Source organism: Micromonospora sp. NPDC051924 (genome assembly GCF_055586005.1).
Map to the genome: position 1 here is coordinate 26826 of NZ_JBVJJA010000029.1, position 24251 is coordinate 51076.

Here is a 24251-nt window from a genome sequence, read left to right on the forward strand (position 1 = left end):
TTCCGTGAATTCAGGTGGGTGGGGCCAGTAGCCGGCGCAGCTGGGCCGGGGTGTGCCCGAGCTGGGCGCGGACCGTGCGGGTGAGGTGCGCCTGGTCGGCGAAACCGAGCTCGGCGGCGAGCGCGGCGAGGCTGTCCACCCCGTCCGCCAACCGGTCCAGCGCCCGCCCCACCCGCAGCCGGTTGCGGTAGCGGGTCAGCGGCACCCCGACCAGCGCCTGGAACTCCCGGCTCAACCGGTACGGCGAGACCCCGAGCGACCGCGCCAGCGGGACCAGCCCCGCGGCGTCGGGGTGGTCGTCGCGCAGCGCGGCCCGTGCCCGCTCCACCAGCCGGCGGCTCCGCCCGGCGGCGTCGGCCGCCGGGCCGGTGGCCGCGGCGATCAGCCGGACCAGCCGCTCGGCGGCGGCGTACTCCGGGTCGGCGCCGGCCCGCAGCAGCAGCCGGTGGGCGAGGTCGACGCGGGCGTCCACGTGCACCACGGCCGGCACCGGCCGGTCGGCGAACAGGTCCCGCCACAGCTGCTCGGAGAGGTGCACGGAGGTGCAGTCGTCCCCGCCCGCCGGGTGGGCGAACCGTTCCTCCTCGCCGGCCACGGTCAGGTAGGCCACGGTCGGCTCGACGAACTCGGCGCCGCCGCGCCCCGCCCGCCGGAAGCCGCCCCGCCGGGTCAGCACCAACCCGTACGCGGTGGCCGGCTCCGGGGCGGACCAGCCGGTGTGGTCGTCCCGGCAGCGCACCGCGGTGACCCGGAAGTCCGGGCCCCGAAGCAGCGGCGTCGCGGTACGCACCCCGTCAGCGTAGGCCGACCGGGTGACGAAACGCGGCGGCCGGCGCCGCAAGGATCGACAAGACCGGAGGTGGGCGCGGCGGGCAGGGTGGCGGTCGTGACCGACTCGACGCGGCGGCCCGCCGCCCTGCTTCCCGTCCTGCTGACCGGGCAGGCGATGGCCTCCATGGACACCTCGATCGCGGCCGTCGCGGCGCCCGCCATCCGCGCCGACCTGGCCGGGCCGCCGGCCGTGCAGCAGCTCGTGCTCGCCGGCTACACCCTGACCTTCGCGGTGCTCGTGGTGACCGGCGCCCGGCTCGGCGCCCGGCACGGGTACGCCCGGATGTTCCGGCTCGGCCTGGCCGGGTTCACCGTCGCCTCCCTGGCCTGCGGGCTGGCACCCGGGCCGGTCGCGCTGGTGCTCGCCCGGGCGGTGCAGGGGGCCGCCGGCGCGCTGCTGGTGCCGCAGGTGCTGTCGCTGATCCAGGCGCACTTCACCGGCGCGGCACGCGGCCGGGCGATCGGGGCGTACTCGATGGTGCTGGCGCTCGGGGTGGCCGCCGGCCAGGTCGCCGGTGGGCTGCTGGTGACGCTCGACCTCGGCGGCCTCACCTGGCGAAGCGCCTTCCTGGTCAACGTGCCGGTCGGGCTGGTGCTGTGGTTCGTCGCCCGCCGCGTGCTCGCCGGGCCGCCGGCCGGCCCGCCGTCGCGGAAGGGACTGGACACCCCGGGCGTGGCGCTGCTGTCGGCCGCGATGCTGGCCCTGGTGGTGCCCCTGGTGGTCGGCCGGGACCTGGGCTGGCCCGGCTGGATCCAGGTCGTCGCGGCCGCCGTCGGCGCCGTCGGGCTCCGGCTCTTCCTCGGGTACGAGGTACGCCGTGTCCGGCGCGGTCGGGACCCGCTGCTCGACGTGGCGGTGCTGCGCCGGCCCGGGGTGGCGGCCGGGCTGGCCGCCTGCTGCGTGGTGATGGGCTGCTACGCGGGGTTCCTCTTCGTGCTCACCCTGCGCCTGCAGGACGGGCTCGGCTTCACCGCGCTGGCGGCGGGACTGGCCTTCCTCCCGTACGCCTCGGGTTTCGCTCTCTGCGGCCTGGCGGTGCCGCGGCTGCCGGAGCGGGTCCGGGGGGTCCTGCCGGTGGTCGGGCCGCTGGTGCTCGCGGCGGTGGTGGCGGTGCTGGCCTGGGCGTCCCGGGACGGCTGGCCGTGGCTGCCCGGCAGCGCGCTGCTGCTGGCCGGGGGCGCCGCGCACGCGGCGTCGTTCAGTCCGCTGGTCGGGCGGCTCACCGGGATCGTGCCGGTCGCCTCCGCCGCCGCGCTCTCCGCGCTGGTCTCCACCGGCACCCTGCTGGCCGCGGTCCTCGGGGTGACCGTGATCGGCGGCCTCCATCTCGCGTTGACCGCCGCGGGGCGGTCGGGCGCCGCCCTGGCGCTGCCCCCGACCGCCCTCACCGCAGCCCTGCTCCTGACGGGCGCCCTGACCGCCCACCGCGCCCTCCGCCCACCCCACCGCCACCTCCCGGCCCCGGCCCGCGTTGATCACGAAGTTGTCGCCGGATCGCCCGCCGTGTCGGAGCGGTAACTTCATGCGGGGCGGGCCGGGGTGGGGCGGGTCAGGCGGCGGCGAGCTGGGGCTCGATGTCCTCGCTGAACGGGGGGATCGCGCCGAGATCCCGGTAGCGCTCGATGGTCATGCCCGACGGCGCCAGCCGTTGTGCGGCGCGGATCAGCGCGGTGTTGAACGAGGCGTCGCGCAGGCTGCCGGAGATGGCGAGAACGGAGAAGTCGGACATGGTGGCCTCCTCGGACCGATATTCGATGAGCTGCTCAACAGCAGAGCTGCTCAACTATTGAGTTGCAAGTATGATGTGAGTTATGGCGCACCCGAACCTCCCCACCGGCCCCGACCGGGGCGACCGCTCCGAACTGGCGGGCGACACGGTGCGCCGGATCCTGCACATCGCCTCCGCGATGCGGCACTACCAGGACGTGGAGATCGCCGAGCTGGGGCTCACCCCGGCGGCCGCCCGGGCCCTGCACGAGCTCGACCCGGATCGCCCGCTGCCGGGCCGGGACCTCGCCGAACGGCTGGGCTGCGATCGGTCCAACGTCACCGCCCTGGTCGACAAGCTGGAGCAGGCCGGGTTGGTGGAGCGGCGGGTCGACCCGGCCGACCGGCGGCAGAAGACGCTGGTGGTGACCGACGCCGGCCGGCGGGTCCGCGACCGGGTGCGCCAGGTGATGTCGGACTCCCGACTCCTCGAGGGGCTCGGCACCGACGAGCTCGCCAGCCTGCGTGAGCTGGTCTGGAAGGTCTCCGACGGCGGCTGCCCCGAGCAGTGCGGGGAGGACTGAGCCGCCCCGGGCGGAACGTGTCCGGGTGGGCGAGGTGGGCCCTCGTCGGTAATGCTGTCCGACGTGACCACCCCGCAAGATCTCGACGACCGGTTCCGGGCGGCCCTGAGCGGGCTCGGCGCCCCCGCCCAGCGGCGTGACCTGGGCGAACCGCTGTCCGACGGCGCCCCGCTGACCGGCGCGCAGGCGCTGGCCCTCTTCGACGCCCAGGTGACCAGCCGGCTGCTGGACCTGGCCGGGCGGTGGCTGCGCAGCTTCGGCGAGGGGTACTACACCATCGGCTCGGCGGGGCACGAGGGCAACGCCGCGGTGGCCGCCGCGCTGCGGCCCACCGACCCCGCCCTCCTGCATTACCGCTCCGGGGCCTTCTACTGCCTCCGGGCCGCCCAGGCGGCCGGCGACTACCCGGCCGGCTCCGATCCGGAGGCGCCGGCCGCCTCGGAACCGGAAGCGCTGGGCGACCTCGGCCCGCAGGCGGCCACGGTCGCCCCGGCCGGCACCGGGCCGGATCGGATCCCGGCGGACCCGGACGTCCCGGCAGGGGAGGCGGGGACCCAGGGCCGGACCGGCGACGACGAGGCCGGCGCGGACGGTCCCGGCCGGACGGCGGTCCGGATCCCGGATCCCCGGACCGCCATCGACGATCCCGTTCCCGTCGCCGAGGTCGCTGGCGCTCCCGTTCGTGGTGCCGAGGCCGCCGATGCTCCGGTTTTCGTCGCCGAGGCCGCCGACCTCGTCGGGCCGGGCGGGCCGACGACCCGGCCGGACCCGGACGTCGACGAGGTGGCGAGCCTTCCGGTCGGCGCTGCCGTGGTGGTCGACGCCGCCGGCGAGGCCACCGTCCACGCGCCGCCCCTGCCCGCACCCGATCCCGACGACGCGTACGCGGCGGCGGCGCGGGACGTGCTGCGCGGGATGGTCGCCTCGGCGCAGGAGCCGATCGCCGGGGGCCGGCACAAGGTGTTCGGCCGGGCCGACCTGGCCGTCATCCCGACCACCTCCACGATCGCCTCCCACCTGCCGCGGGCGGTCGGCATGGGGCTTGCCATGGAACGGCTGCGTCGGGCCGGCAACCCCCGACGCGCCGACGGGGACGACACCCCCGGCTCGCCCTGGCCGCCGGACGCCATCGTGGTCTGCTCGTTCGGCGACGCCTCGGTCAACCACGCCACGGCCACCGCCGCGTTCAACACCGCCGGCTGGTACGACCACACCGGCCTGCGCATCCCGGTCCTCTTCGTCTGCGAGGACAACGGGCTCGGGATCAGCGTCCGCTCACCGCGCGGCTGGGTCGAGGCGACCCTGCGGGCCAAGCCGGGCATCCGCTACTTCGCGGCCGATGGCACCGACCCGGTCGAGGCGTACCGGGTGGCGGCGGAGGCGGCGGCCTGGGTGCGCCGGCAGCGGCGCCCGGCCGTGCTGCACCTGAGCACCGTACGGCTGATGGGTCACGCCGGGGCGGACGCCGAGACCGCGTACCGGAGCCCGGCCGAGCTCGCCGCGGACGCCGCGCGGGACCCGCTGCTGGCCAGCGCGCGGACCCTGGTCGAGGCGGGCTTCGCCGGCGGCGAGGAACTGCTCGCCCGGTACGACGAACGCGGCTGGCAGATCCGCCGGATCGCCGAGGAGGTGCTCGACGAGCCGAAGCTGGCCTCCCCGGCCGAGGTGATCGCCGAACTGGCCCCGCGCCGGCCGGCCCGGGTCTCCCGGGCGGTGGCCGAGGTGGCGGAGCGGGCGGCCGGGCCCGGCGCGGGCGCCCGGACCGAGGCGTTCGGCGGCAAGCCCCCGGAGCTGGCCGGCCCGCTCACCCTGGCGCAGAGCATCAACGCGGCGCTCGCCGACGGGATGCTGGACCACCCGGGGATGGCCGTGTTCGGCGAGGACGTCGCCGCCAAGGGCGGCGTGTACGGGGTGACCAAGGGGCTGCGGGACCGGTTCGGTCCGGCCCGGGTCTTCGACACGCTGCTGGACGAGACCTCGATCCTCGGGCTCGGGCTGGGCGCCGGTGTGGCCGGGATGCTGCCGGTGCCGGAGATCCAGTACCTGGCGTACCTGCACAACGCCGAGGACCAGCTGCGGGGCGAGGCCGCCACGATGCGGTTCTTCTCCCGGGGGGCGTTCCGCAACCCGATGGTGGTGCGGGTCGCCGGGCTGGCGTACCAGGAGGGGTTCGGCGGCCACTTCCACAACGACAACTCCCTGGCCGTGCTCCGGGACGTGCCGGGGCTGGTCATCGCCGTGCCGGCCCGGCCGGACGACGCCGCGCCGATGCTGCGTACCTGCCTGGCCGCGGCGGCGGTGGACGGCACCGTCTCGGTCTTCCTGGAGCCGATCGCGCTCTACCACACCCGCGACCTCTACTCCGAGGGGGACGGCGAGTGGCTCGGCGAGTACGCCCAGCCGGGGGCGTGGGCCGCCGGGCACGTCCCGGTCGGTCGGGCCCGGGTGTACGGGGTGGGCTCCGCCGAGGACGTCACGATCATCACGTTCGGCAACGGCGTACGCATGTCGTTGCGTGCGGCGGCCACCCTCGCCGACGAGGGCATCGGCACCCGGGTGGTGGATCTGCGCTGGATCGCGCCGCTGCCGGTGGCGGACATCATCCGGGAGGCATCGGCCACCGGTCGGGTGCTGGTCGTCGACGAGACCCGCCGTTCCGGCGGGGTGGGCGAGGGGGTGATCGCCGCGCTGGTGGACGCGGGATACGTCGGCGCGGCGCGGCGAGTGGCCGGACTTGACTCGTTTGTACCATTAGGTCCGGCGGCGGGTCAGGTTCTGGTCTCTACGGAAGCCATTACCCAGGGTGCCCGTACGCTGCTGGCACGGTAAATTCCGTTCCACCCGGTGCGCCACTTGCGCGGGGAGCCACAACTGTGTGGACTTGGCCGACGGCGTCGAACGACGCCGCGAGCAGGGATGAGATGAGGAGGCACGCGACAGTGAGCGCGACCGCTGGTCAGGCCGCCGACGGGGTACGCAGCCTGGCGGACCGGTTCGGGATCGAGCCGGGGATGGTCGTCATGGAGATGGGGTACGACGAGGACGTCGACCAGGATCTCCGGGACGCCCTGACCGACCGCTGTGGGGAACTGGTCGACGAGGACACCGACGAGGTGGTCGACGCGGTTCTGGTCTGGTACCGCGACGGCGACGGCGACCTCTTCGAGCTCCTCGTCGACGCCCTCGGACCACTGGCCGACGCCGGCGTGGTCTGGCTCCTGACGCCGAAGGCCGGCCGGGACGGTCACGTCGAGCCGAGCGAGGTCGCGGAGAGCGCGCAGACCGCCGGCCTCCAGCAGACCTCCACGATCAACGCGGGCCGCGACTGGAGCGGCGCCCGCCTCGTGCTCCGGCGCGGGTCGAAGAGCAAGAAGTAGGCGGCCCGACCGCGCCCGGCGGCCGCCGTCGCCGGGTGTGGCAGGCTGATCTTCTCCAGACCCGACCCGAGGAGTACGCATGCCCATCGAGGTTGGCGCCGAGGCGCCCGACTTCGTGCTCAAGGACCAGAACAACCAGGAGGTCCGGCTCGCCGACTTCCGCGGCAGGCGCACCGTGCTGCTGGTGTTCTACCCGCTCGCCTTCACCGGCATCTGCCAGGGCGAGCTCTGCGAGGTCCGGGACAACCTCGACGAGTACGTCAGCGACGACATGCAGGTGCTGACCGTCAGCGTCGACTCGGTCTACGCGCACAAGATCTGGGCCGACCGGGAGGGCTACCAGTTCCCGCTGCTGGCCGACTTCTGGCCGCACGGCGCGGTCGCCCAGGCGTACGGCGTCTTCAATGACGTCGCGGGCATCGCCAACCGGGGCACGTTCGTGATCGACAAGGCCGGCGTGGTCCGGTTCGCCGAGATGAACATGCCCGGCGAGGCCCGGGACCAGCAGGGCTGGCGCAAGGCCCTCGCCGAGGCCGTCGCCGCCTGATCCCACCCCAGGCACGCCGTTCGACCGGGTCGGAGGCCGGCAGGTAAGCTTGCCAACCTCCGGCCCGCCGTACGGGCGTTCCGGGCGCGTAGCTCAGTGGGAGAGCACTCGCCTTACAAGCGAGGGGTCGCAGGTTCGAAACCTGCCGCGCCCACCACCAACCACCAGCGAAAACCGCCCCGAGAAGATCGCTCCCCAGGGCGGTGACAGCAACGGTGACAGCAGTAGCGGTTACGAGAGCCGTCCGTCGAGCTTCCCGAGCGCCTGCCGCATGACATCAAGGTTGGCGTGCGAGTAGATCTTGAGAGTGATCTTCACATCGGCGTGCCGGGCGATCGCCTGAACGACGTGCGGCGGAACGCCCAGCTCCATGAGCAGGGACACGACTTGGCGACGTTGCTCTCTCCGGGCTCGGCCGTCACGTTGCGTAACTGGCGTGCCGCCTAACGCTGGGGCATGCGATCCTCGCCGGTCAAGACGCGCGATCAGCGGCAGATGTGCGCATCCGATCAAGCAGCGAGATCGTTTCCTCCGGGCGTTGTTGGTGGAGATTGGGACGGCCTGCGAGGACGCCGCAGCCATGCTGCGGCGCGTTGCGGCAGCGGTTGGCCGCCGTAGCGGTTGATCGATACTGTGCCTCGGTGGCCCGTGCACAGCTCACCGCCCAGTTGGTGGTTGACGGTCGTGTTCCGCGGGCATTGGCGCTGTCGCCGGACGGCAGGTGGGTCGCCTACGTGGTCGCCCCCGTCGGGCGGGCTGGTGATCACCCGGTCAGCGAACTCTGGGTCGCCGCCGTCGACGGGACCGGGTCTCCGCGACGATTGACTTCGGGTGAGGCGTACGAATCAGCGCCGCGGTGGGCCGGGGATTCGCTGTTGATTTATTTTCTCTCCGACCGGGCCGAGCGTGGCACGGCGCAACTGCACCGGGTGGGGTTGGTCGACGGTGTTGTGCAGGCGGTCACGTGCTGGGCCGGTGGGGTGTCCGGGCACCTCCCACTAGCCGATCCGGACCTGGTCGTGGTGATCGCAGCCGATGAACCGTCCGCTGAGGACGAACGTCGGGTGAGGGAGCGTGACGACGCTCGGGTGTGGGGTGAATGCGTACTCCCGGACCGGCTGCGGCTGCTCGACGTACGGGGCCGGGAGGTCCGGACACCGGATGCGTTCGGCGATCGCCATGTCGTCGAGGTGGTCCAGCGGCCCGACGATGGAATCCTGGCGGTACTGACCTGGTCGACCCCCGACGTGGACCCGGGCCTTGTGGAGCCCGGTCTCCACCTCCTCGATCCGGACAGCGGTGTGACGCGGGACCTCGGCCCGGCCGCAGCGGGCGCATCGTCGCTCGTCTGGTGGCCCGCCGTCGACGGCTGGCACTTGGCATATGTCGCGAAGACTCCGCCCGCTCTGGTGGGCGGACACGCGGTTCTCGATGTCGCCGTGCCGGTGAGCGGGCCGGTGGGCGAGCACCGTAACGTGACCGCCGGCACGACCGTCTGCCCGAGCGACCTGGTTCAGGTCGACGCCGGTCTGCCGCTGGTGCTGGTCGCCGACGGGCTCGATACCGCGATCCACCGGCTCGATCCGGCCGGGCCCAACCTCGTCGAGGTGTCCCGGGTCGACGGCCTCGCGACGTCGTTGACCACGAGCCGGCACGGTGACGCCGTCGCGGCGGTGGTGAGCACGTCCTACGAGCCCGGGAACGTCCACGCCGGCCCCGCTTGGGGGCCGCTGAGGAGCCTGACCGATCTCAGGCCCGAACTCCGCAGCATCTGGTGGGGTGTCCAGGAACGCCTGTCGTACGAGGCAGCTGACGGGCTGACGCTGGACGGCCTGCTGATCCTGCCCGCCGGCCGGTCCCACAAGGACGGGCCGTTTCCGCTGGTGACACTGGTTCACGGCGGCCCGTACGAACGGCACGCCGACCGGCTCATGCTCGGCTGGGACCCGTCTGGCCAGTGGCTGGCGACCGCCGGCTACGCCGTGTTTCTGCCGAACCCGCGCGGCGGCCAAGGGCACGGTCACGACTTTGCGGTGCGCGTGGCCGGTGCGGTCGGCCTGGACGAGTGGACCGACATCTGCGCCGGCATCGACCTGCTCATCGCCGACGGCGTCGCCGACCCCGACCGGCTGGGCATCGGCGGCTGGAGCCACGGCGGCTTCCTGGCCGCCTGGGCGATCGGGCAGACCGACCGGTTCAAGGCCGCCGTGATGGGCGCCGGAATCAGCGACTGGGGAATGCTCGCCGCGACCGGAGAGCAGGGGCCGTTCGAGTCGGCCCTCGGCGGCAGCAGCGGCTGGGAAGGGCCGGGCCCACACCGCCACGACCGGCTCAGCCCGATCTCGTACGCCTCCAAGGTCCGCACGCCGGTGCTGATCCTGCACGGCGAGAACGACACCAACGTTCCGGTATCACAGGCGGAGTTCTTCCACCGGGCGCTACGCAGGTTCGGAGTCGAGCACAAGTACGTCGTCTATCCCCGAGAGAACCACTCGATCCGCGAACGCAACCACCAACTCGACGTGCTCCGCCGCACCCGCGCATGGTTCGACCGGTGGCTCGGATGAACCCAACGTCCGACCGCCACGACCGCTACGGCCGATCGCCGCAAGCCAGACCACCTATTCCAGCAACAGGGCGGCAAGCAGCGGCAAGCGTTGACGCAGTTGCTGATCGTCGTCCAAGTTCCACAGCAGCCACGCACTCATCTCGGCTACTTGTTCATTGACCTACGACCGCGGCCCGGCCAGGCTTCGGTCGAGGCGCCCGGGCTGTCGCTCTCATCTCGGCTGCCCACGCTGGTCGTGTGGCTCTCATTTGGCCTGCGCGGTCCTCGCGCTGGCGGGCGGTCAGCGTGCTGTTGATGCGGGGTGTTGAGCGTAGCCTGGACAACGGGCTTCCACTGGGCAGCGAAGGTTTCGGCGAATCGTTCATGGTCCGATCGTCGCTGGATATCGCCCACCTTCCGGGCACGGTGTTGGAGCAGATGATGGCCAAGCTCGTGCAGCAGTACGTCAAATCGCATGAAGTCTCGCAGCCGTGCCGCCTCGTGTGCCGGTTGCTCGTAGAGGAAGATCTCGCCTGGTGCTCTGGCCTTGCCGTAGACCACCACTCCGGGATCGAAGTCCTCGGTCTGCCGCAACTCGATAACGCGTAGCCCATACCATGCGGAAGCCCCGATGGCCTCCAGCACCTCACGAACGTCACGTCCGCTTGCCGGATGCACGAATCCAGGTCGCGGTGCATGAACGTGGATCCGCACCCGGTCTGGCCCCGGAGCGCGACGGAGCGCCTGGCGGGACCGGGGATCTGTTCGCAGGCTTCGGCTCACATCGCCCATGTTCGGCGGGCCCCACGACATGCAACAACCGATTTCACCGCGGAACTCACGTATCCTCTGGGGAGTCAGGGGCCGCCAGACCGACGCCCGGGCTCGATGTGTCACGCAGGTCCCGAGACCGGACACCGGCTGCCGGCGATGTCGGGTCTCAGGACGTCCGTGACAGATCGATCTCGGGCCGTGCGTCGGTCGGGTGCACGTGTTGCGCGGGTAGGACCGGGTGGAGGATTAGTGGGCAATCGCACCCGGCGGCCTGAGGGATCTCTGAAGAGGTTGCCCGACCTCCGATGAGTTCCAGCACGGTCCTGCGTCTTAGGTACATCCACCTTCCGCGCGCGAACTTGGAGGCACCTTGAGGCTCTTGCTTACGTCAGGCGGCGTGACGAACCCAAGCATCCACTCGGCGCTCGTGCAGCTCCTCGGCAAGCCGATCGCCGAATGCCACGCCCTCTGCGTCCCGACAGCACAGTGGGGTCACCCGATGTGCGGTCCGAAATCGGTGCGGGGCTTCGTAGCCGCCGAGCCCGTGTTTCAGTACCTGTCCGGCCTGGGTTGGGCGTCGCTCGGTGTCCTCGAGCTCACCGCACTGCCCACCATCGGCGCGCAGCGATGGGTCCCCTGGGTCCGGGAGGCCGACGTGCTCCTGGTCGACGGCGGCGACGCGACATACCTGTGCCACTGGATGCGGGAGTCCGGGCTGGCCGATCTGCTGCCGTCGCTGCCCGACACGGTCTGGGTGGGAGTGAGTGCCGGAAGCATGGTGATGACGCCCCGGATCGGAACGTATTTCGTCGAGTGGCCGTCCGCGCCGGACGACCGCGCCCTGGGAGTCGTCGACTTCTCGATCTTCCCGCACCTGGACGCCTTCCCAACAAACACCCTGGCCGACGCAGAGCGATGGGCCGCCGAAATCGGTGTCCCGGCCTACGCCATCGACGAACAGACGGCCATCAAGGTCGTCGACGGCTCGGTCGAGGTGGTCTCCGAAGGGCAATGGAAGAAGTTCGGGTCATAGCCGCCCGGCATCCGTGACGTCGCGTCGTTGGACGTGACCCCATGTCGCAAGGCGCGTGCGCTCTCGGATCTGCCGCGAGTCACGCCAGCGTCCGAACCTGTGTCAAGGTCCGCTTGACGTGGCGTGCCGGGCGGCGGCCCGCTCCCCGCAGGGCGGGTTGACGGCGACGGGATGGCAGTTCGGGCCTGTGGCTTGCGACAACTAGGACTCGGTCGAGTCCTACTATGAGCGGCGAGCGGTCCAGACGGCCTGTCAACGAATGTCTGGCGTCGCCGGCGCCATGCCGAGCGGACGGTGGCCTCGGCACGGTGGCGGAGGACTTCACGATCCGGGTGGGCTGAGACCAAGCGTTGGTGCTCTCAGGTCGAGTAGCCGGGAGGGGTCTAACCTCCGGCTTTCACAGATCTGGACGTAACAGTCTCACCGTGAACGCTCTTGGTCAGGGGACCATCGACGGCCGGGCTCCCGCCATCTGCCACGGCATGACTCATGGATTGCCCGGGCGAACGGTGCAGACGATGCCGTCGAGTGCCGAGGCGCACCGTCGCTGCGCCCAGCAGGGTCGCGGCGGCCAGCGGCAGCCACAGCGCCGCCGCGCCCAGGCTGAGCAGACCGGTGATGACGACGGGATCGACGGCCCGGGCCAGGCCGTAACTGAGCTGCCAGCGGGCGAGCGCGCGCCCCATCAGGTGTGGCGGTGCTGACTCGATCACCAGCGGCACGCTGCTGCCGGTGTAGAGAATTTCGCCCAGCGTGTAAGGCACGATGACCAGCGCGACGAGCACCGTGCCGGGGCCGCCGCCGGTCGCCCCGCCGAGCCAGAAGGCGAGGTAGGAGGCGGCGAGCAACAGGCCGGACCAGAAGAGCACAGTGCGGTGCGGCCACTTCGCGAGGCGCACTACCACGACCAGCTGCAGCGCAATCACCATGACGGTGTTGGCGACGAAGATGCCCGAGGGCCACGCCAGGGACGCGTGCAGGCCCTGTACCAGCAGCAGCGGCAGGGCGATCTCGAGGATGTCGGCGTAAAACGCGTACGGAATGCCGGCCAGGGCCAGGATGGTAACGGTGTGTAGGCCGGCACCGCGCGCTTCCTTCGTTGCCGCAGCCCGGGCGGGGGCCGGAACATCTTGATGGGGCAGTGGCATCCGGGCGATCACCGCCGCGCCGAACGCGCACCCGACCGCCGTCGCCAGCGCGAGCCAGCGGAGCACCTCCGGCCCGCTCGCGACCAGAACCGTGCCGAGCAGGGCGCCGGCGCCCAGGCCGGCGTTGCGCAGCGAGCGGCCCGCGGCCAGCGCCGCCGCACGCTGGGCCGGGGCGGCCAGCGCGGCGACCAGCGCGGAATTGGTGGGTGGAGCGATCTGCGTGCCGACGCCGATGAGCACCGCACCGATCGCGAATCCGGCGATGCCGGGCACCAGGGCAAGCAGCAGCGACCCCACCGCTCGCACCAGTAGCGCGGCGACGGCGGGGGCCCGCCGCGCTCCGCGGTCGATCCACCATCCGGCGAGCGGGACGGCGCCGAGGCCGGCCAGCATGCCGACGGTCAGTGTCATACCGGCCTGCCGCGCGCTGAGCCCGATCAGCACGGCGTAAATTACGATGAACGGGCGCAGCATCCCGGAGGTCGCTGCCTCGACTGTGGCGCTGAGCGCGTAGCGGCCGCCGCCCGGGATGCGGACCAGCTCACGAAGCGTCGTACGGGTGGTCGTCACGGCTCCGATCGTCCGGCCATACGGCTGCAAAGGGACCCAGGTTGGCCAGCGTCGTCAATCCATGCCTCGTCGATTGACAAACGACGTCAATCGGTCTGCCCGGGCCCGGACCCCTGCCATGATCGGTACTGTGGTTACCTCGGTCGACATCGCCGGCGTACCAGCCGATCGGATCCGGATAACGCCGTCGCCGCTCGCGGAGCTCGGCGCGGTGCTGCACGTGCTCGCGGAGCCGCAGCATCATCCGGACACCGCCGCGGCGGTTGCGATGATGGCGGCTGCCCTTCCCGCAGAGTTGGCTCCAGACCTCGAGGAATTTGGTCTGCTCTGGCACTCCGGCCGGGCCGATTTTCTGTTCCCGTCCGATCCACGGCCGAGCCTGCGCGAGGAACTGGACGACGTCGACCGCCTGGACGATGAGCGCTGGGTCGCTGCGGCGCTCGCCGCCCATCGGGCCGTCTCACCGGCGCCGCGAATGTGGTCGCCGCTGCGTGACCCGATCGTGCGGCAGCGGGCGCTGGCCGCGGCCCGCGCCCGAGGGCCGCGGCAGGCGGCGTGGGCCGAGCGGGTGCTCGCCGATCCGGCCGCCGAGCGCGAGCGGGTACGACGCTTTCTGCTCGCCTGCGAGTCCGCCTTCTTCGGCACGGTCTGGAAACGCGTCCGCCCAGCGCTCGCCGAGGAAGCTGACCGTCGACGCTTCGACCTGGCCCGCGAGGGTATCGGCGCCCTCGGCCGGATCTCGCACGCAATCGGGGTCGACACCGAGCGCGGCATTCTGACGATCGACAAGCTGCAGGACCAGACCGCAGACGGTCGCGGCGGCGGGATGACGCTCATCCCGAGCGCGTACGGCGCACCGCATATGACCGTCGTGTACGCGCCCGGCTGGCTGCCCGTGCTGCAGTACCCGGCACCTGGCTGGGACCCGCGCCCGGTGTTGCGGGTGGACGAACTGGATGCTCGGCTGACCGCGCTTGCGCACCCGCTGCGGCTACGTTTCTGCCGCACGCTCGCCCGAGGTCCGCACACGACCGGCGAGCTGGCCGACTTTTGGCGGGTGACGGCGCCGGAGGTGTCCAGGCACCTCGCGGTGCTAAAGGCGGCCGGGCTGCTGATCTCGGCGCGCCGCGGCCGTTACGTGACGTATCGCCTGGACATGGAGGCCTGCACCGGCCTGGGGCAGCAACTGGTGGACGTCCTCGGGCGCTGAACAGCCAGGACGCGTACGTGGGCAGGAAGACGTCGCAGGGTGCCCCGGCCCGGCCCGGATCGGATGATCCTGGACCGGGCCGGGTTCGTCCGCCGGTCAGTTGAACGCGGCGGCGAACATGCCGGGCTCGTAGGAGCCGCCCTGCTGGTGCACGATCACGGCGAGCCGGTTGGCGGCGTTGATCAGGCCGACCAGGCAGACCAGCGCGGCGATCTGGTCGTCGTCGTAGTGCTTGCGGACCTGGGCCCAGGTCTCGTCGGACACGCCGTGGTGGGCGTCGGCGAGCCGGGTGCCCTCCTCGGCGAGCGCCAGCGCGGCCTGTTCGGCCTCGGTGAACACGGTGGACTCGCGCCAGGCGGCGACGAGGTTGAGTCGGACCGCGGTTTCGCCGGCGGCCGCGGCATCCTTGGTGTGCATGTCGATGCACCACCCGCAGCCGTTGATCTGGCTGGCGCGCAGCGACACCAGCTCCTGCGTGGACTTCGGCAGCGGCGATTGCTGGATGACCAGGCCGGCATTGGCGAACCGCTTGAAGAACTTGACGGCGATCTCGTTGGTCATCAGGTTGATCCGGGGTTCCATGGCGTCGTCCCTACTCGTGGAGTGGCGTGCCGCGCGGTTGGTTCGCGCGGCGTCGTGACGAACATGGAGATGCCGGTGGGCCGAGCCTTGTGACAGCGTGGTCGCGTGACGCGCGCCACCGATCGAGGGTTCCCTCGGCTCCGCGTGCCCTGGCCTGTGCGGCTCAGGCGAACTCGGGGCGGACCATGAGCGTCAGGTCGGTGCTGGGTGGCGGTTGGTCGATCGAGCTGCCCGGTCCTTGGAGTCGAGCGGCTCGACCGGGAACCGGCCGGACAGCACTACATGCAGGTCTGTCTCAACGACGACCTGAGCTACCAGGTGGAATACCGGGACGGCGGCGAGGACCGGCACTTCCAGGCACACGTGCCGAAGCAGCCGGTGGTGATCGGGGTCGAGCCGGTCGCGACGGTCCTCGCGGCCTGGGCCTTCGACCGACCCGGCTGGCGCGAGGCACTCGCGTGGGAGCCCTGGCCCTGACGCCTCGACGATGCGGGGAACGCTCAACGGTCGGTTGGGGCCTCCGTCGGCCCGGCCGCTTCGGCGCGCGCCCGGTCCACGATCAGGCGGGCCGCTGACCGGGCCTCCGACAGCATGCGCTCGGCCTCACGCTCGGCGGTGGCGCGGTGGTGGTCAGCCTGCTCCTCGGCCAGGCGGATGACCTCCTCGACCCTGGTACCCAGCCCGGAGAGCGTCGGGCGTCGATCCGGTGGCTGAGCCGCCGCCTCCGCGTCCGCCGTGTCGGGTGGGGAGCGGAACAGGGACAGCGCCACCCCTGCCAGGCCGACGACGACGCCGGGCCAGACGGCGGCCGCGCCGACCTGAGCGCCTCCTACGGCGCCGACGCCGAGCCCGACCAGCAGCACCGAGAACGACGTCGCAGCTCTCTTCATCGGCCCTCCCCGGCAGCGCGGGCTGCGCATTCGATCCGCTCCACGATCGCAGGCCGCGTCAAACCGGGCCTGCTGCCTCGCCGGCGGCCTGCGCCTGCGATTCGCCAGGGTCGGGCATCCTGGAACTCATGTCTCGACGGACCCGTTCCAGCGGGACCGGGCGGCCGGTCCCCCCGGACCGGGGTAGAGCCCGGCATGGGCAGTGGGGAGTTCGTGATGAGTCGGGCCGCTCGTCGGTCGGGATCGGCGCAACCGGTGGTGTTGCGGCTGCCGTTCCACGGGACCTGGATCGTCCGCAACAGCCCGACCCGTCGAGTCCCGAGTCACGGCACCCACGCCTTTGGCGCGAGTCACGCCATCGACTTCGTCGCCGTCCACGACCGACGGACGGCAGCCGTGCGGGATTGGCGGACCATCTGGGCGGTTGAACCGGTGGACCGGTTCTACGCCTTCGACCAGCCGATCCTCGCGCCCGCCGGCGGGCGAGTGGTGTCGGCGCAGGACGGTGAGCCGGACCTGGTGGCCCGGCGCTCGCCGCTCGCCGGCATCTCGTACGCGCTGACCCAGGCGTCCCGGGCTCGGCGGGGCGCCCGTGGGCTGGCCGGCAACCACGTCGTCCTCGACCTGGCGGACGGCGGGCCGTACCTGGTGGTCGCACACCTGCGTCGCGGCACCGTCGCCGTGCGACCGGGCGAGATGGTGGCCGCCGGCCAGCCGGTGGGCCGGTGCGGCAACTCGGGCAACTCCACCCAGCCGCACGTGCACCTTCAGGTGATGGACGACGTCGACCCGTTCACCGCCGTTGGCGTGCCGATCGTCTTCCGTGACTACCGCGTCCGCCGCCGCGGTGTCGAGGAGCGGGTGCGGCGCGGCGTGCCGGACAACGGCGACATCGTCGAAACGGTTGCCGGAGCGCCCGAGGAGGTAGCGGAATGACCGACGACGACGAGCGGCAGCGGCTCGCCCACCAATTGACGGCGCTCAGCCTGCCGGAACTCGTCGAGGGTCGGGTCCCGTCGCCGGCCGTACGCCGAGAGGGCCGCCGTCCGTCCCTGGCGGCCGGCGTGGCAGCACGGTGAGTCCGGCGGCGACGACGCCGAGGACGATGGTCGCGGCCGCGCACAGCAGCAGCGTCTGGCGGGCGCCCACGGCGGCCGTCAGGGGACCACCGAGCATGGTGCCCGCCGGCACCGCCAGCACGGTGACGGCGCCCCTCGCCGCCAGGACCTGGGGAAGCCTGGCGGGACTGGTGCGGCGTTGGAACAGCGCCGTCGAGACGGACAGGTACGGCGCCCAGATCAGGCCGGCGAGGGCGAAGGCCGGCAGGGACAGGCCGACGGGTACGTCCAGGCCGAGCGGCACCATGGCGACACCGAATCCGGTGACGATGCCGACGGCGGTCGGCCGCAGTGGCCAGCGGCGCAGATAGCCGGTGGCGAGCCCACCGAGGAGGGCACCGACCCCGAAGGCCGTGTAGTAGAGGCCGAGAGTTGCCGCGGACCCGTGCCGGTCGTCGACGACGCGGATGGGCATGGCCACGTAGAACGGCCCGAACAGGAGGAAGAACCCGAACGTCAGGGCCAGCAGACCGAGCAGGGCCCGGTCCCGGAGGATGATGCCGAAGCCGACGGTGCGGGAGGAGGCGCGCTCCGCGGGGCGTGCCGGGTGGGCGGCCGGAACCGCGAGGCGGTAGGTGAGCGCCAGGACGGCGAAACTGACCGCGTCGATCGCGATGACCCACACCGGACCGGCCCAGCCGATGAGGATCCCCGCCAGCGGCGGCCCGACGATGGTGGCGACGTCCGAGATCATGGTGAGCACCGCGTTGGCCGGCAGGTGGTCCCGGTGTGGCAGCAGTTCGGCGATCAGCGTGAAGCGTCCGGCCGAACCCCACGAGTGCAGCAGCGAGGAGGCGGCGAGCAGGGCCACGTACTGCCCGACGCTGAGCACCCCGGCCAGGTGGGCGGCGGGGACCGCGGCGAGCGCGGCGGCACGCAGCGTCGCATCCCAGCCGGCGAGTTGGGCGCCGCTCCGGCCGGCCAGCAGCCGGCCGAAGACCAGCGTGCCGGCCGCGCTGGGCAGGGTGTACGCGGCTACCGCGAGCGCGGTCCACGTCCCGCGCTGTCCTTCCGGTGCGAGCTGTATCGCCAGCCAGGTCACCGCGATCAACGCCATCCCGTCGCCCAGTGCGGAGACCGCGAGTCCGGGCAGGACCCGACGCAGCAACGGGTGGCTGACCACCGGCCAGTAGGGCGAGGATCGGGGAAACCGGGGCGGCACCGCGTCCGACGTCATGTCACCACCCGACCCGAGGCGGGTGCCGCGCGCCAAGGAAATCGCCTGTAGGCAGAAGACCGTCGCCGAGATCGATGGAGGTGCCAGCGTCCGACACGGTGCCAGGCGTGTCGATCATGAAGTTGGCGGCGAAGCCGATCTCGTGGGCTGCCGCCAACTCCATGATCAACAGGGCTGCGCCACGGCGGGAAGGCACCGCGCTGCCAGGTGGACGGACCTGTGAACGGGGATCGCGGCGAAGCCGTCGGTCAGTCGCCGGAGGAGCCGGTGAAGTGCAGCGCGGCCGGCTCGCCGTCCGGGTAGCTGACCACGTGGACGCCCTGCCGCCGGTCGCGGATCGGGGACGGGTCGAAGCTCTTCAGCCCCTCCTCGACCTGCGCCGGGGCCGGCGTCGAGACGGTGCACGTCCAGCCCGAGGCACCCATGTTCGCTCCCGTCGATCGGCCGCCGGATCCTGACATGCCGGTACGACAGGCGGTGACGGCTGACCGAGGCTAGGGTCTGCCCATGCGGGGGGTGGGGCGTGACGCGGACACCTGGCGGATCCACTGGGGACGCGACCTCGTCGGCGAGATCCGCGACGCCGGCTTCCACGACATGTTCTGGACCGGCGGTCGGTTCCACCCGCTCGGCACGTTCGAGCGGGACCTGCGCCCGCTGTTCGACGCGGCGGTGGAGTGCCTGCGCACCGGAGACTTCGACCGTGGTGGCGCGGCGTTGCAGACCATCCTGGCGAACGTGCGCCTGACGGATCCCGCCGGCGCACAGGTGCCGCTGTTCAATCTCATCATCGAGGGCGACCATGCCCGCTTCCGGCGCAAGGCCTGACCGCCGTGCGACGGCACCTCTGTGCCCTGGTCACCGGGCCGGCCCGCGAACTGGTCGAGGGCTGGCGACGGACCTGGGACCCGGCGATGGCGGCCGTCGTGCCGGCGCACGTCACGATCGCGTACCCGGAGGAGACCGTCGACGAGGCGCTGCTGCTGCGCCGCGCCGCAGAGCGGCTCGCCACCGCGTCGCCGTTCCGGCTCCGGCTCGGCGGAGTGTTCGCCGAGGACCAGGGGCGGGGCGGAGTCTTCGTCGGCGTCGACGACGTCGAGGGCGGCTGGATGGGTCTGCGCCGGGGACTGCTCGCCGCGCTGATGACCCCGGTCGACTTCGCGGCCCACGTCACCGTCGCCCATCCCCGTACGTCGACGCGGGGCGAGGAGTGCCGGGCCGCGCTCGCCGGCCGGGCGGTGTCGGCGGAATTCCCGGTCGCGGAGGTGCTGTTCACCGAGACCACCGCCCGCACCTTCAGCGTGCTGCGCCGGCTGCCGCTGGGCGGGGCCGTCCGGCCCTGATCGCGGGGCAGCGGGGGAGACTGGTGCCGACTACCGTCGTGATCATGAACCGGTTGTCCGCCCACCCCGGATACGCGCGGTTCTGGGCGGCCGACACGATCTCCACGTTCGGGACGTACCTGACGACCGTGGCGTTGCCGATCCTGGCGATCGTCACGCTGGACGCGGGCGACGCCGAGGTGGGGTTGATCAACGGGGCGCGCTGGACGCCGTACCTCCTCTTCGGCGTGCTGGCCGGGGTGGTGGCCGACCGCCACCGGCGGCGGCCGATCCTGGTCGCCACCGACCTGGCCCGCGCCGGGCTGCTGACCGTGATCGCGGCGCTCGCCCTGCTCGGTCTGCTGCGGGTGCCCCTGCTGCTGGTCCTGGTCGCCGTCCTCGGCGCGTTGTCGCTGCTGCACGAGGCCGCCCACCAGTCCTACCTGCCCCGGCTCGTCCCGCCCGCCGCCCTGACCCGGGCCAACGCGCGGCTGGAGCAGAGCGGCTCGCTGGCCCAGACCACCGGACCGTTCCTCGGCGGCGCGCTGGTGACGGCGGTCGGCGCGCCGGTCGCGATGCTGGTGGACGCCGTCTCCTACCTGGTCTCCGGGCTGCTGCTGGCGACGATCCGGCGGCCGGAGCCGGCCCCCGCGCCGGCCCGCCGCCACCTTCGGCACGAGCTGCGGGAGGGACTGTCGTGGGTGTACCGGCACCCGGTGCTGGCGCCGTACGCGCTCACCCTGCACGCCCGCTTCCTCTTCGCCAGCGTCGCCTCCACCGGGTTCACCCTCCTCGTCGTACGCGGACTCGACCCGGCGGTGAGCGAGCAGCGGGCGGCGTTCGGGCTCGGCGTGGTGCTGGCCCTCGGCGGCGTCGGCGCGGTGGCCGGCAACGCGCTGTCCCACCGCGTCGGCCGGTGGGGTGCGGGCCGGGCCATCCTGCTGGAACGGGTGGTCGAGCCGGTGGGCTGGACCCTGGCGGCGCTCGCCGTGACCGGTCCGGCCGGGTGGCTGATGGTGGGCGCCGCGCAGGTGGTCATCTGGCTCGCGCTCGGGGTCAGCGGGCCGAACGAGATGGGATACCGGCAGGCGGTCACCCCGGACCGCCTGCAGGGCCGGATGAACGCCACCATCCGCTCGCTGAACTGGGGCATGCTGACCATCGGCGCCCCGGTCGGCGGCCTGCTCGCCAAGCACGTCGGCTACCGGGCGACGATCGGGATCGCGGTCGCCGGGATGGCGGTCGCGGCCACGGTGGCCGCCCTCTCGCCGGTCCGTGCCGCCCGGCACCCCGACGCCGCCCCGGAGACGGAACCGGCACCCGCCCCGGCCGGGCGGGAGTGACGGCGGCGGCTCAGGCGAACGGGCCGTCGGGGAACAGGTCCCGCCCCGCGTCGGGCGCGTCGTCCACGCCGGGGCCGTCCGTCCAGTCCGGCGCCGTGGCGCGCCAGCCGCCGCGCAGCCGCCGCCCGTCGTACGTGACCACGAGGTGGGTACCGGCCACGGGCGTGATCATGCCAGGCGCCGCCGGTAAACGGGTTGCCGGGAGCGAGCCGCGTCGATTGGCTCGGGGGATGGCGGACGTCGACGCGTACTTCATCTGTGCCACGCCGCGCACGGGCAGTTCGCTGCTCTGCGGCCTGCTGGCCTCCACGGGGGTCGCCGGCCGGCCGGAGGCGTACTTCCGGATGCCCGACGAGGAACTGTGGGCGGGGCGCTGGGGGCTGGCGTCCGGCTGGGGGTACGACGACTACGTCCAGGCGGCACTGGCGGCCGGGCGCACCGGCAACGGGGTGTTCGGGGCGAAGCTGATGTGGGGCACCCTCGACCGGGTGGTCGACGGCCTGGCCGGCGCGCATCCGGAGCTGGCCGGCGCGGACGATGAGCTGCTGCGCCGCGCCTTCGGCCGGACGGCCTTCGTGCACCTGCGCCGGGACGACGTGCTGGCCCAGGCGGTGTCCTGGCTGCGCGCCGAGCAGACGCAACTCTGGTACGTGGGCGACGCGGGCGCGAACGGCCGGACCCCGGTGTACGACCCGGACGGCGTCGACGAGCTGCTGCGGACCATCGAGGCGCACCAGGCCGCCTGGGACGAGTGGTTCGCCGCGTACCGGATCACCCCGCACCGGGTGCGCTACGAACACCTGGCGGCCGACCCCACCGCGGTGACCCTCGGGGTCCTCGACGCCCTCGGCCTCGCCCTGCCGCCCGGGGCGGCGGTCCGTCCCCGGCACCGGCGGCAGGCCGACGCGCTCAACGCCGACTGGATCGCCCGCCACCGGTCCCGAACGTGACCTTGGCCACGCTCGCCCCGGGGAGACGCGCAGGGGCAGGTCATCCGCCGTTACCCGACGGTTAAAGTGGGCGCTGCGAAGTCGCTCCCCGACCAGGGTGCGGCTTCGTAGTGCTTCACGGGATCCGTGAAGCCCAGCCGTTCCGACGTTCTCCGGGCCAACCGAATCGGATCGGCTGCACCCCCACCGCCCGACCGGCGCGTCCGGCGGGCCAACCCGGAACGGAGTAAGTCCACGCCATGAGCGTGACTACGCAGGATCCTGCTGCCCCGGTCGAGCCGGCGGAGCCCGCCGAACGCGGCCGCCTCGACCGCTTCTTCGAGATCACCCGCCGGGGTTCGACGGTCAAGCGCGAGGTGCTCGCCGGCCTCACCACCTTCGCGACGATGGCGTACATCGTCGTGCTGAACCCGCTGATCATTGGCACCGCCCCGGACAAGGACGGCAATCTGCTCGGCATCGCGCCGGTCGCCGGGGTCACCGCCCTCGTCGCCGCCGTCATGACGATCATGATGGGCGTGGTCGGCCGGGTGCCGTTCGCCGTGGCGACCGGCCTGGGCCTGAACGCCTTCGTCGCGTACGCCGTCGCCTCCCAGATGACCTGGGCGGAGGCGATGGGCCTGGTGGTGATCGAGGGTCTGATCATCACCGTGCTGGTGCTGACCGGCTTCCGGAAGGCCGTCTTCCGGGCCATCCCGGCCGAGCTGAAGGCCGCCATCGCGGCCGGTATCGGCCTGTTCATCGCGCTGATCGGTTTCGTCGACGGCGGCTTCGTCCGGGCCAGCACCGGCGTGCCGCTGCAGCTCGGCTCCGGCGCCAACGGCACCCTGCACGGCTGGCCCACGATCGTCTTCGTGGTCGGCCTGCTGGTCACGGGCATCCTGGTCGCCAAGAAGGTCAAGGCCGGCGTGCTGATCGGCATCGTCGCCACCACCGTCATCGCGGTGATCGTCAACGCGTTCGCCAAGCCCGGCGGGGCGTTCACCGCCGACGGCAAGCCCAACCCGGACGGGTGGCGGCTCAACGTCCCGACCCTGCCGGACCCGCTGGTCAAGGGGCCCGACCTGCACCTGATCGGCAACGTCTCGTTCAGCGCGTTCGCGCACGTCGGCGTGATGACCGCGCTGCTGCTGGTCTTCACCCTGGTGCTCGCCGACTTCTTCGACGTCATGGGCACCACCGTCGGCCTGGCCAAGCAGGCCAACCTGGCCACCGAGGACGGCACCGACATGCCCCGCCTGGGCAAGGTGCTCTTCGTCGACGGTGTCGCCGCGGTCGCCGGCGGCGCGGGCAGCGCCTCCTCCGCCACCACCTACGTGGAGTCCTCCTCCGGCATCGCGGACGGTGGTCGTACCGGCCTGACCAGCGTGGTCACCGGCGTGCTCTTCCTCGGCGCGCTGCTGCTCACCCCGCTGGTGTCGCTGGTGCCGAGCGAGGCCGCCGGCCCGGCCCTGGTGATCGTCGGCGCGATGATGATCCGCCAGGTCAAGGACATCGACTTCACCGACGTGGGCGTCGCCGTCCCGGCGTTCCTGACCATGACCCTCATGCCGTTCACCTACTCGATCACCAACGGCATCGGTGCCGGCTTCGTCAGCTGGGTGGCGATCCGGGTCGCGCAGGGCAAGGCCCGGCAGATCCACCCGCTGCTGTGGGCCGTCGCCGTCGCGTTCGTGATCTACTTCGGCATCAACCTGGTCAAGGCCGTCACCGGCGTCAGCTGACCGGTCGTCCGTCGCGCCCCCGCTGCCCCCGGCCCGAGGCAGCGGGGGCGCGGCGTATCCGGATCATGGGTTAGAGTGCCGACGCGCGGACACGCGACCGTCGTGGGCGCAGGGGAGATGAGGCCATGGACCGCCATGAGCTTCTCCTGCCATGCCCTCTTCCGGGTCGCGCCTCCTGACTGAGATTCACCGCGACCCGGGTCGCTCCACGACCTTGGGAGTTTCGCGTTGTCTTTTCCTGACCTGACCACCGACCGTCTCGTGCTGCGCCACTGGCCGGCCGAGGAGGCCGAAGCCGTCGTCGCCGGTGAGCGCCGCCCGTACTGGGCGGCGGACTACCCCTTCGAGGGCGACCGGATGATCGCCGGCCTGCTCACCCGCGAGCCGGACCGGCCGCACGGGCACTTCCAGATGATCGAACGGGAGACCGGCCTGACCGTCGGCGGGATCGGGCTGAAACTGCCGGTCCTCGACGGCGCGGTCGAGTTCGGCTACGGCGTCGCCCCGTCCCGGCGCTGCCGGGGCTACACCACCGAGGCCGTCCGGGCGCTGGTCGCCTTCGCCCGCACCGTACCCGGGGTGGCGGAGGTCTTCGCCACCGTGGACCCGGCCAACGTGCCGTCGGTCCGGGTGCTGGAGAAGGCCGGCCTGCGCCGGGACGGCATCGTGGCCTCCGACGAGGGGCCGCTGCACCGGTACGTCGCCGGGTAGCACCGGGTCCGGGGGGGGGGGGGGGGGGGGGGGGGGGGGGGGGGGGGGGAGACAGGAGGGGAAGCGGCAACGAGCAGAAACGACACGGAAGCAATGCGGGGCAC

At 72.5% G+C, this 24251-nt stretch carries 26 protein-coding genes, 1 tRNA gene and 1 pseudogene; 18 read left to right on the forward strand and 10 right to left on the reverse strand.

Annotated features, from left to right (window positions below; genetic code table 11):
- Nucleotides 1-10: 10 nt before the first annotated feature.
- Entirely contained in the window at nucleotides 11-790 is a 780-nt protein-coding gene (locus ACZ6S5_RS22325) for a helix-turn-helix transcriptional regulator (RefSeq protein WP_466003301.1), read from the reverse strand.
- Nucleotides 791-886: 96 nt separating this feature from the next.
- Between ACZ6S5_RS22325 and ACZ6S5_RS22330 the strand changes: the two genes are divergently transcribed.
- A complete protein-coding gene (locus tag ACZ6S5_RS22330; protein WP_466003303.1) occupies nucleotides 887-2350 on the forward strand; it encodes an MFS transporter in 1464 nt (487 codons plus the stop codon).
- Between the two features lie 31 nt (nucleotides 2351-2381).
- On the opposite strand, the gene ACZ6S5_RS22335 is transcribed toward ACZ6S5_RS22330, so the two are convergent.
- On the reverse strand, nucleotides 2382-2561 hold the full coding sequence (locus ACZ6S5_RS22335; RefSeq protein ID WP_466003305.1) for an NADPH-dependent FMN reductase: 180 nt from the start codon (nucleotides 2559-2561) through the stop codon (nucleotides 2382-2384).
- Between the two features lie 82 nt (nucleotides 2562-2643).
- On the opposite strand from ACZ6S5_RS22335, the gene ACZ6S5_RS22340 reads away from it, so the two are divergent.
- The 5 genes from ACZ6S5_RS22340 to ACZ6S5_RS22360 all read left to right on the forward strand — a co-directional run bounded on the left by ACZ6S5_RS22340 (nucleotide 2644) and on the right by ACZ6S5_RS22360 (nucleotide 7204).
- On the forward strand, nucleotides 2644-3123 hold the full coding sequence (locus tag ACZ6S5_RS22340) for a MarR family winged helix-turn-helix transcriptional regulator (protein ID WP_466003307.1): 480 nt from the start codon (nucleotides 2644-2646) through the stop codon (nucleotides 3121-3123).
- 231 nt (nucleotides 3124-3354) lie between these two features.
- A complete protein-coding gene (locus ACZ6S5_RS22345) occupies nucleotides 3355-5952 on the forward strand; it encodes a transketolase C-terminal domain-containing protein (RefSeq protein ID WP_466003425.1) in 2598 nt (865 codons plus the stop codon).
- 110 nt (nucleotides 5953-6062) lie between these two features.
- The gene (locus tag ACZ6S5_RS22350; RefSeq protein WP_393184674.1) at nucleotides 6063-6500 is read left to right on the forward strand and encodes a DUF3052 domain-containing protein; all 438 of its coding nucleotides are present in this window, start codon (nucleotides 6063-6065) and stop codon (nucleotides 6498-6500) included.
- 79 nt (nucleotides 6501-6579) lie between these two features.
- Nucleotides 6580-7047, forward strand: a complete 468-nt coding sequence (locus ACZ6S5_RS22355; protein WP_466003309.1) for a peroxiredoxin — start codon at nucleotides 6580-6582, stop codon at nucleotides 7045-7047.
- A gap of 82 nt (nucleotides 7048-7129) precedes the next feature.
- Nucleotides 7130-7204, forward strand: a tRNA-Val gene (locus ACZ6S5_RS22360).
- Between the two features lie 74 nt (nucleotides 7205-7278).
- Here ACZ6S5_RS22360 and ACZ6S5_RS22365 read toward each other — a convergent pair.
- Nucleotides 7279-7431: a hypothetical protein gene (locus tag ACZ6S5_RS22365; protein WP_466003311.1), complete on the reverse strand. Its 153-nt coding sequence runs from the start codon at nucleotides 7429-7431 to the stop codon at nucleotides 7279-7281.
- 257 nt (nucleotides 7432-7688) lie between these two features.
- On the opposite strand from ACZ6S5_RS22365, the gene ACZ6S5_RS22370 reads away from it, so the two are divergent.
- The 3 genes from ACZ6S5_RS22370 (at nucleotide 7689) to ACZ6S5_RS22380 (ending at nucleotide 11402) form a co-directional block, all read left to right on the forward strand.
- Nucleotides 7689-9614: a S9 family peptidase gene (locus ACZ6S5_RS22370; RefSeq protein ID WP_466003313.1), complete on the forward strand. Its 1926-nt coding sequence runs from the start codon at nucleotides 7689-7691 to the stop codon at nucleotides 9612-9614.
- Between the two features lie 239 nt (nucleotides 9615-9853).
- Entirely contained in the window at nucleotides 9854-10204 is a 351-nt protein-coding gene (locus ACZ6S5_RS22375; protein WP_466003314.1) for a hypothetical protein, read from the forward strand.
- 535 nt (nucleotides 10205-10739) lie between these two features.
- Nucleotides 10740-11402 carry a Type 1 glutamine amidotransferase-like domain-containing protein gene (locus tag ACZ6S5_RS22380; RefSeq protein WP_466003315.1) on the forward strand — a complete coding sequence of 221 codons (663 nt, stop codon included), beginning with the start codon at nucleotides 10740-10742 and terminating at the stop codon, nucleotides 11400-11402.
- 383 nt (nucleotides 11403-11785) lie between these two features.
- Here ACZ6S5_RS22380 and ACZ6S5_RS22385 read toward each other — a convergent pair whose 3' ends face one another.
- A complete protein-coding gene (locus ACZ6S5_RS22385; RefSeq protein ID WP_466003316.1) occupies nucleotides 11786-13120 on the reverse strand; it encodes an MFS transporter in 1335 nt (444 codons plus the stop codon).
- Nucleotides 13121-13250: 130 nt separating this feature from the next.
- Between ACZ6S5_RS22385 and ACZ6S5_RS22390 the strand changes: the two genes are divergently transcribed.
- Nucleotides 13251-14330, forward strand: a complete 1080-nt coding sequence (locus ACZ6S5_RS22390) for a DUF5937 family protein (RefSeq protein ID WP_466003318.1) — start codon at nucleotides 13251-13253, stop codon at nucleotides 14328-14330.
- Nucleotides 14331-14426: 96 nt separating this feature from the next.
- Here ACZ6S5_RS22390 and ACZ6S5_RS22395 read toward each other — a convergent pair whose 3' ends face one another.
- On the reverse strand, nucleotides 14427-14912 hold the full coding sequence (locus tag ACZ6S5_RS22395; protein WP_466003320.1) for a carboxymuconolactone decarboxylase family protein: 486 nt from the start codon (nucleotides 14910-14912) through the stop codon (nucleotides 14427-14429).
- Between the two features lie 207 nt (nucleotides 14913-15119).
- Between ACZ6S5_RS22395 and ACZ6S5_RS22400 the strand changes: the two genes are divergently transcribed.
- Nucleotides 15120-15389, forward strand: a complete 270-nt coding sequence (locus ACZ6S5_RS22400; RefSeq protein WP_466003322.1) for a hypothetical protein — start codon at nucleotides 15120-15122, stop codon at nucleotides 15387-15389.
- A 53-nt stretch (nucleotides 15390-15442) separates the two neighbouring features.
- Here the strand turns inward: ACZ6S5_RS22400 and ACZ6S5_RS22405 are convergent.
- Nucleotides 15443-15640 (reverse strand): annotated as a pseudogene (locus tag ACZ6S5_RS22405) (cell division protein DivIVA); the annotation flags it as partial.
- 558 nt (nucleotides 15641-16198) lie between these two features.
- Here ACZ6S5_RS22405 and ACZ6S5_RS22410 point away from each other — a divergent pair.
- On the forward strand, nucleotides 16199-16738 hold the full coding sequence (locus ACZ6S5_RS22410; protein ID WP_466003324.1) for a M23 family metallopeptidase: 540 nt from the start codon (nucleotides 16199-16201) through the stop codon (nucleotides 16736-16738).
- A 45-nt stretch (nucleotides 16739-16783) separates the two neighbouring features.
- Here the strand turns inward: ACZ6S5_RS22410 and ACZ6S5_RS22415 are convergent, their stop codons facing one another.
- The 3 genes from ACZ6S5_RS22415 to ACZ6S5_RS22425 all read right to left on the reverse strand — a co-directional run bounded on the left by ACZ6S5_RS22415 (nucleotide 16784) and on the right by ACZ6S5_RS22425 (nucleotide 18522).
- Complete coding sequence (locus ACZ6S5_RS22415) at nucleotides 16784-18097, reverse strand: MFS transporter (RefSeq protein WP_466003325.1); 1314 nt, start codon at nucleotides 18095-18097, stop codon at nucleotides 16784-16786.
- Between the two features lies 1 nt (nucleotide 18098).
- Nucleotides 18099-18266: a hypothetical protein gene (locus ACZ6S5_RS22420; protein ID WP_466003327.1), complete on the reverse strand. Its 168-nt coding sequence runs from the start codon at nucleotides 18264-18266 to the stop codon at nucleotides 18099-18101.
- 79 nt (nucleotides 18267-18345) lie between these two features.
- The gene (locus ACZ6S5_RS22425; RefSeq protein ID WP_466003329.1) at nucleotides 18346-18522 is read right to left on the reverse strand and encodes a hypothetical protein; all 177 of its coding nucleotides are present in this window, start codon (nucleotides 18520-18522) and stop codon (nucleotides 18346-18348) included.
- A gap of 82 nt (nucleotides 18523-18604) precedes the next feature.
- On the opposite strand from ACZ6S5_RS22425, the gene ACZ6S5_RS22430 reads away from it, so the two are divergent.
- The 3 genes from ACZ6S5_RS22430 to ACZ6S5_RS22440 are packed head-to-tail and all read left to right on the forward strand — an operon-like array spanning nucleotide 18605 to nucleotide 20762.
- The gene (locus tag ACZ6S5_RS22430; RefSeq protein ID WP_466003330.1) at nucleotides 18605-18925 is read left to right on the forward strand and encodes a hypothetical protein; all 321 of its coding nucleotides are present in this window, start codon (nucleotides 18605-18607) and stop codon (nucleotides 18923-18925) included.
- A 5-nt stretch (nucleotides 18926-18930) separates the two neighbouring features.
- Nucleotides 18931-19440 carry a 2'-5' RNA ligase family protein gene (locus ACZ6S5_RS22435; RefSeq protein WP_466003332.1) on the forward strand — a complete coding sequence of 170 codons (510 nt, stop codon included), beginning with the start codon at nucleotides 18931-18933 and terminating at the stop codon, nucleotides 19438-19440.
- Nucleotides 19441-19484: 44 nt separating this feature from the next.
- Complete coding sequence (locus ACZ6S5_RS22440; protein ID WP_466003333.1) at nucleotides 19485-20762, forward strand: MFS transporter; 1278 nt, start codon at nucleotides 19485-19487, stop codon at nucleotides 20760-20762.
- A gap of 10 nt (nucleotides 20763-20772) precedes the next feature.
- On the opposite strand, the gene ACZ6S5_RS22445 is transcribed toward ACZ6S5_RS22440, so the two are convergent.
- Nucleotides 20773-20922, reverse strand: coding sequence for a hypothetical protein (locus tag ACZ6S5_RS22445; protein WP_466003335.1), 150 nt, complete (start codon nucleotides 20920-20922; stop codon nucleotides 20773-20775).
- A gap of 70 nt (nucleotides 20923-20992) precedes the next feature.
- On the opposite strand from ACZ6S5_RS22445, the gene ACZ6S5_RS22450 reads away from it, so the two are divergent.
- The 3 genes from ACZ6S5_RS22450 (at nucleotide 20993) to ACZ6S5_RS22460 (ending at nucleotide 24147) form a co-directional block, all read left to right on the forward strand.
- Entirely contained in the window at nucleotides 20993-21712 is a 720-nt protein-coding gene (locus ACZ6S5_RS22450; protein WP_466003336.1) for a Stf0 family sulfotransferase, read from the forward strand.
- A 239-nt stretch (nucleotides 21713-21951) separates the two neighbouring features.
- Nucleotides 21952-23436, forward strand: coding sequence for an NCS2 family permease (locus tag ACZ6S5_RS22455; protein ID WP_466003337.1), 1485 nt, complete (start codon nucleotides 21952-21954; stop codon nucleotides 23434-23436).
- Nucleotides 23437-23664: 228 nt separating this feature from the next.
- Nucleotides 23665-24147 carry a GNAT family N-acetyltransferase gene (locus ACZ6S5_RS22460; protein WP_466003339.1) on the forward strand — a complete coding sequence of 161 codons (483 nt, stop codon included), beginning with the start codon at nucleotides 23665-23667 and terminating at the stop codon, nucleotides 24145-24147.
- The last annotated feature ends 104 nt before the right edge of the window (nucleotides 24148-24251 follow it).

Coding starts and splice junctions, on each gene's coding strand:
- ACZ6S5_RS22430 (WP_466003330.1), top strand. CDS start 18,605: ATGCGGGGGGTGGGGCGTGACGCGGACACCTGGCGGATCCACTGGGGA.
- ACZ6S5_RS22415 (WP_466003325.1), bottom strand. CDS start 18,097: ATGACGTCGGACGCGGTGCCGCCCCGGTTTCCCCGATCCTCGCCCTAC.
- ACZ6S5_RS22340 (WP_466003307.1), top strand. CDS start 2,644: ATGGCGCACCCGAACCTCCCCACCGGCCCCGACCGGGGCGACCGCTCC.
- ACZ6S5_RS22355 (WP_466003309.1), top strand. CDS start 6,580: ATGCCCATCGAGGTTGGCGCCGAGGCGCCCGACTTCGTGCTCAAGGAC.
- ACZ6S5_RS22455 (WP_466003337.1), top strand. CDS start 21,952: ATGAGCGTGACTACGCAGGATCCTGCTGCCCCGGTCGAGCCGGCGGAG.
- ACZ6S5_RS22440 (WP_466003333.1), top strand. CDS start 19,485: ATGAACCGGTTGTCCGCCCACCCCGGATACGCGCGGTTCTGGGCGGCC.
- ACZ6S5_RS22450 (WP_466003336.1), top strand. CDS start 20,993: ATGGCGGACGTCGACGCGTACTTCATCTGTGCCACGCCGCGCACGGGC.
- ACZ6S5_RS22335 (WP_466003305.1), bottom strand. CDS start 2,561: ATGTCCGACTTCTCCGTTCTCGCCATCTCCGGCAGCCTGCGCGACGCC.
- ACZ6S5_RS22395 (WP_466003320.1), bottom strand. CDS start 14,912: ATGGAACCCCGGATCAACCTGATGACCAACGAGATCGCCGTCAAGTTC.
- ACZ6S5_RS22425 (WP_466003329.1), bottom strand. CDS start 18,522: ATGGGTGCCTCGGGCTGGACGTGCACCGTCTCGACGCCGGCCCCGGCG.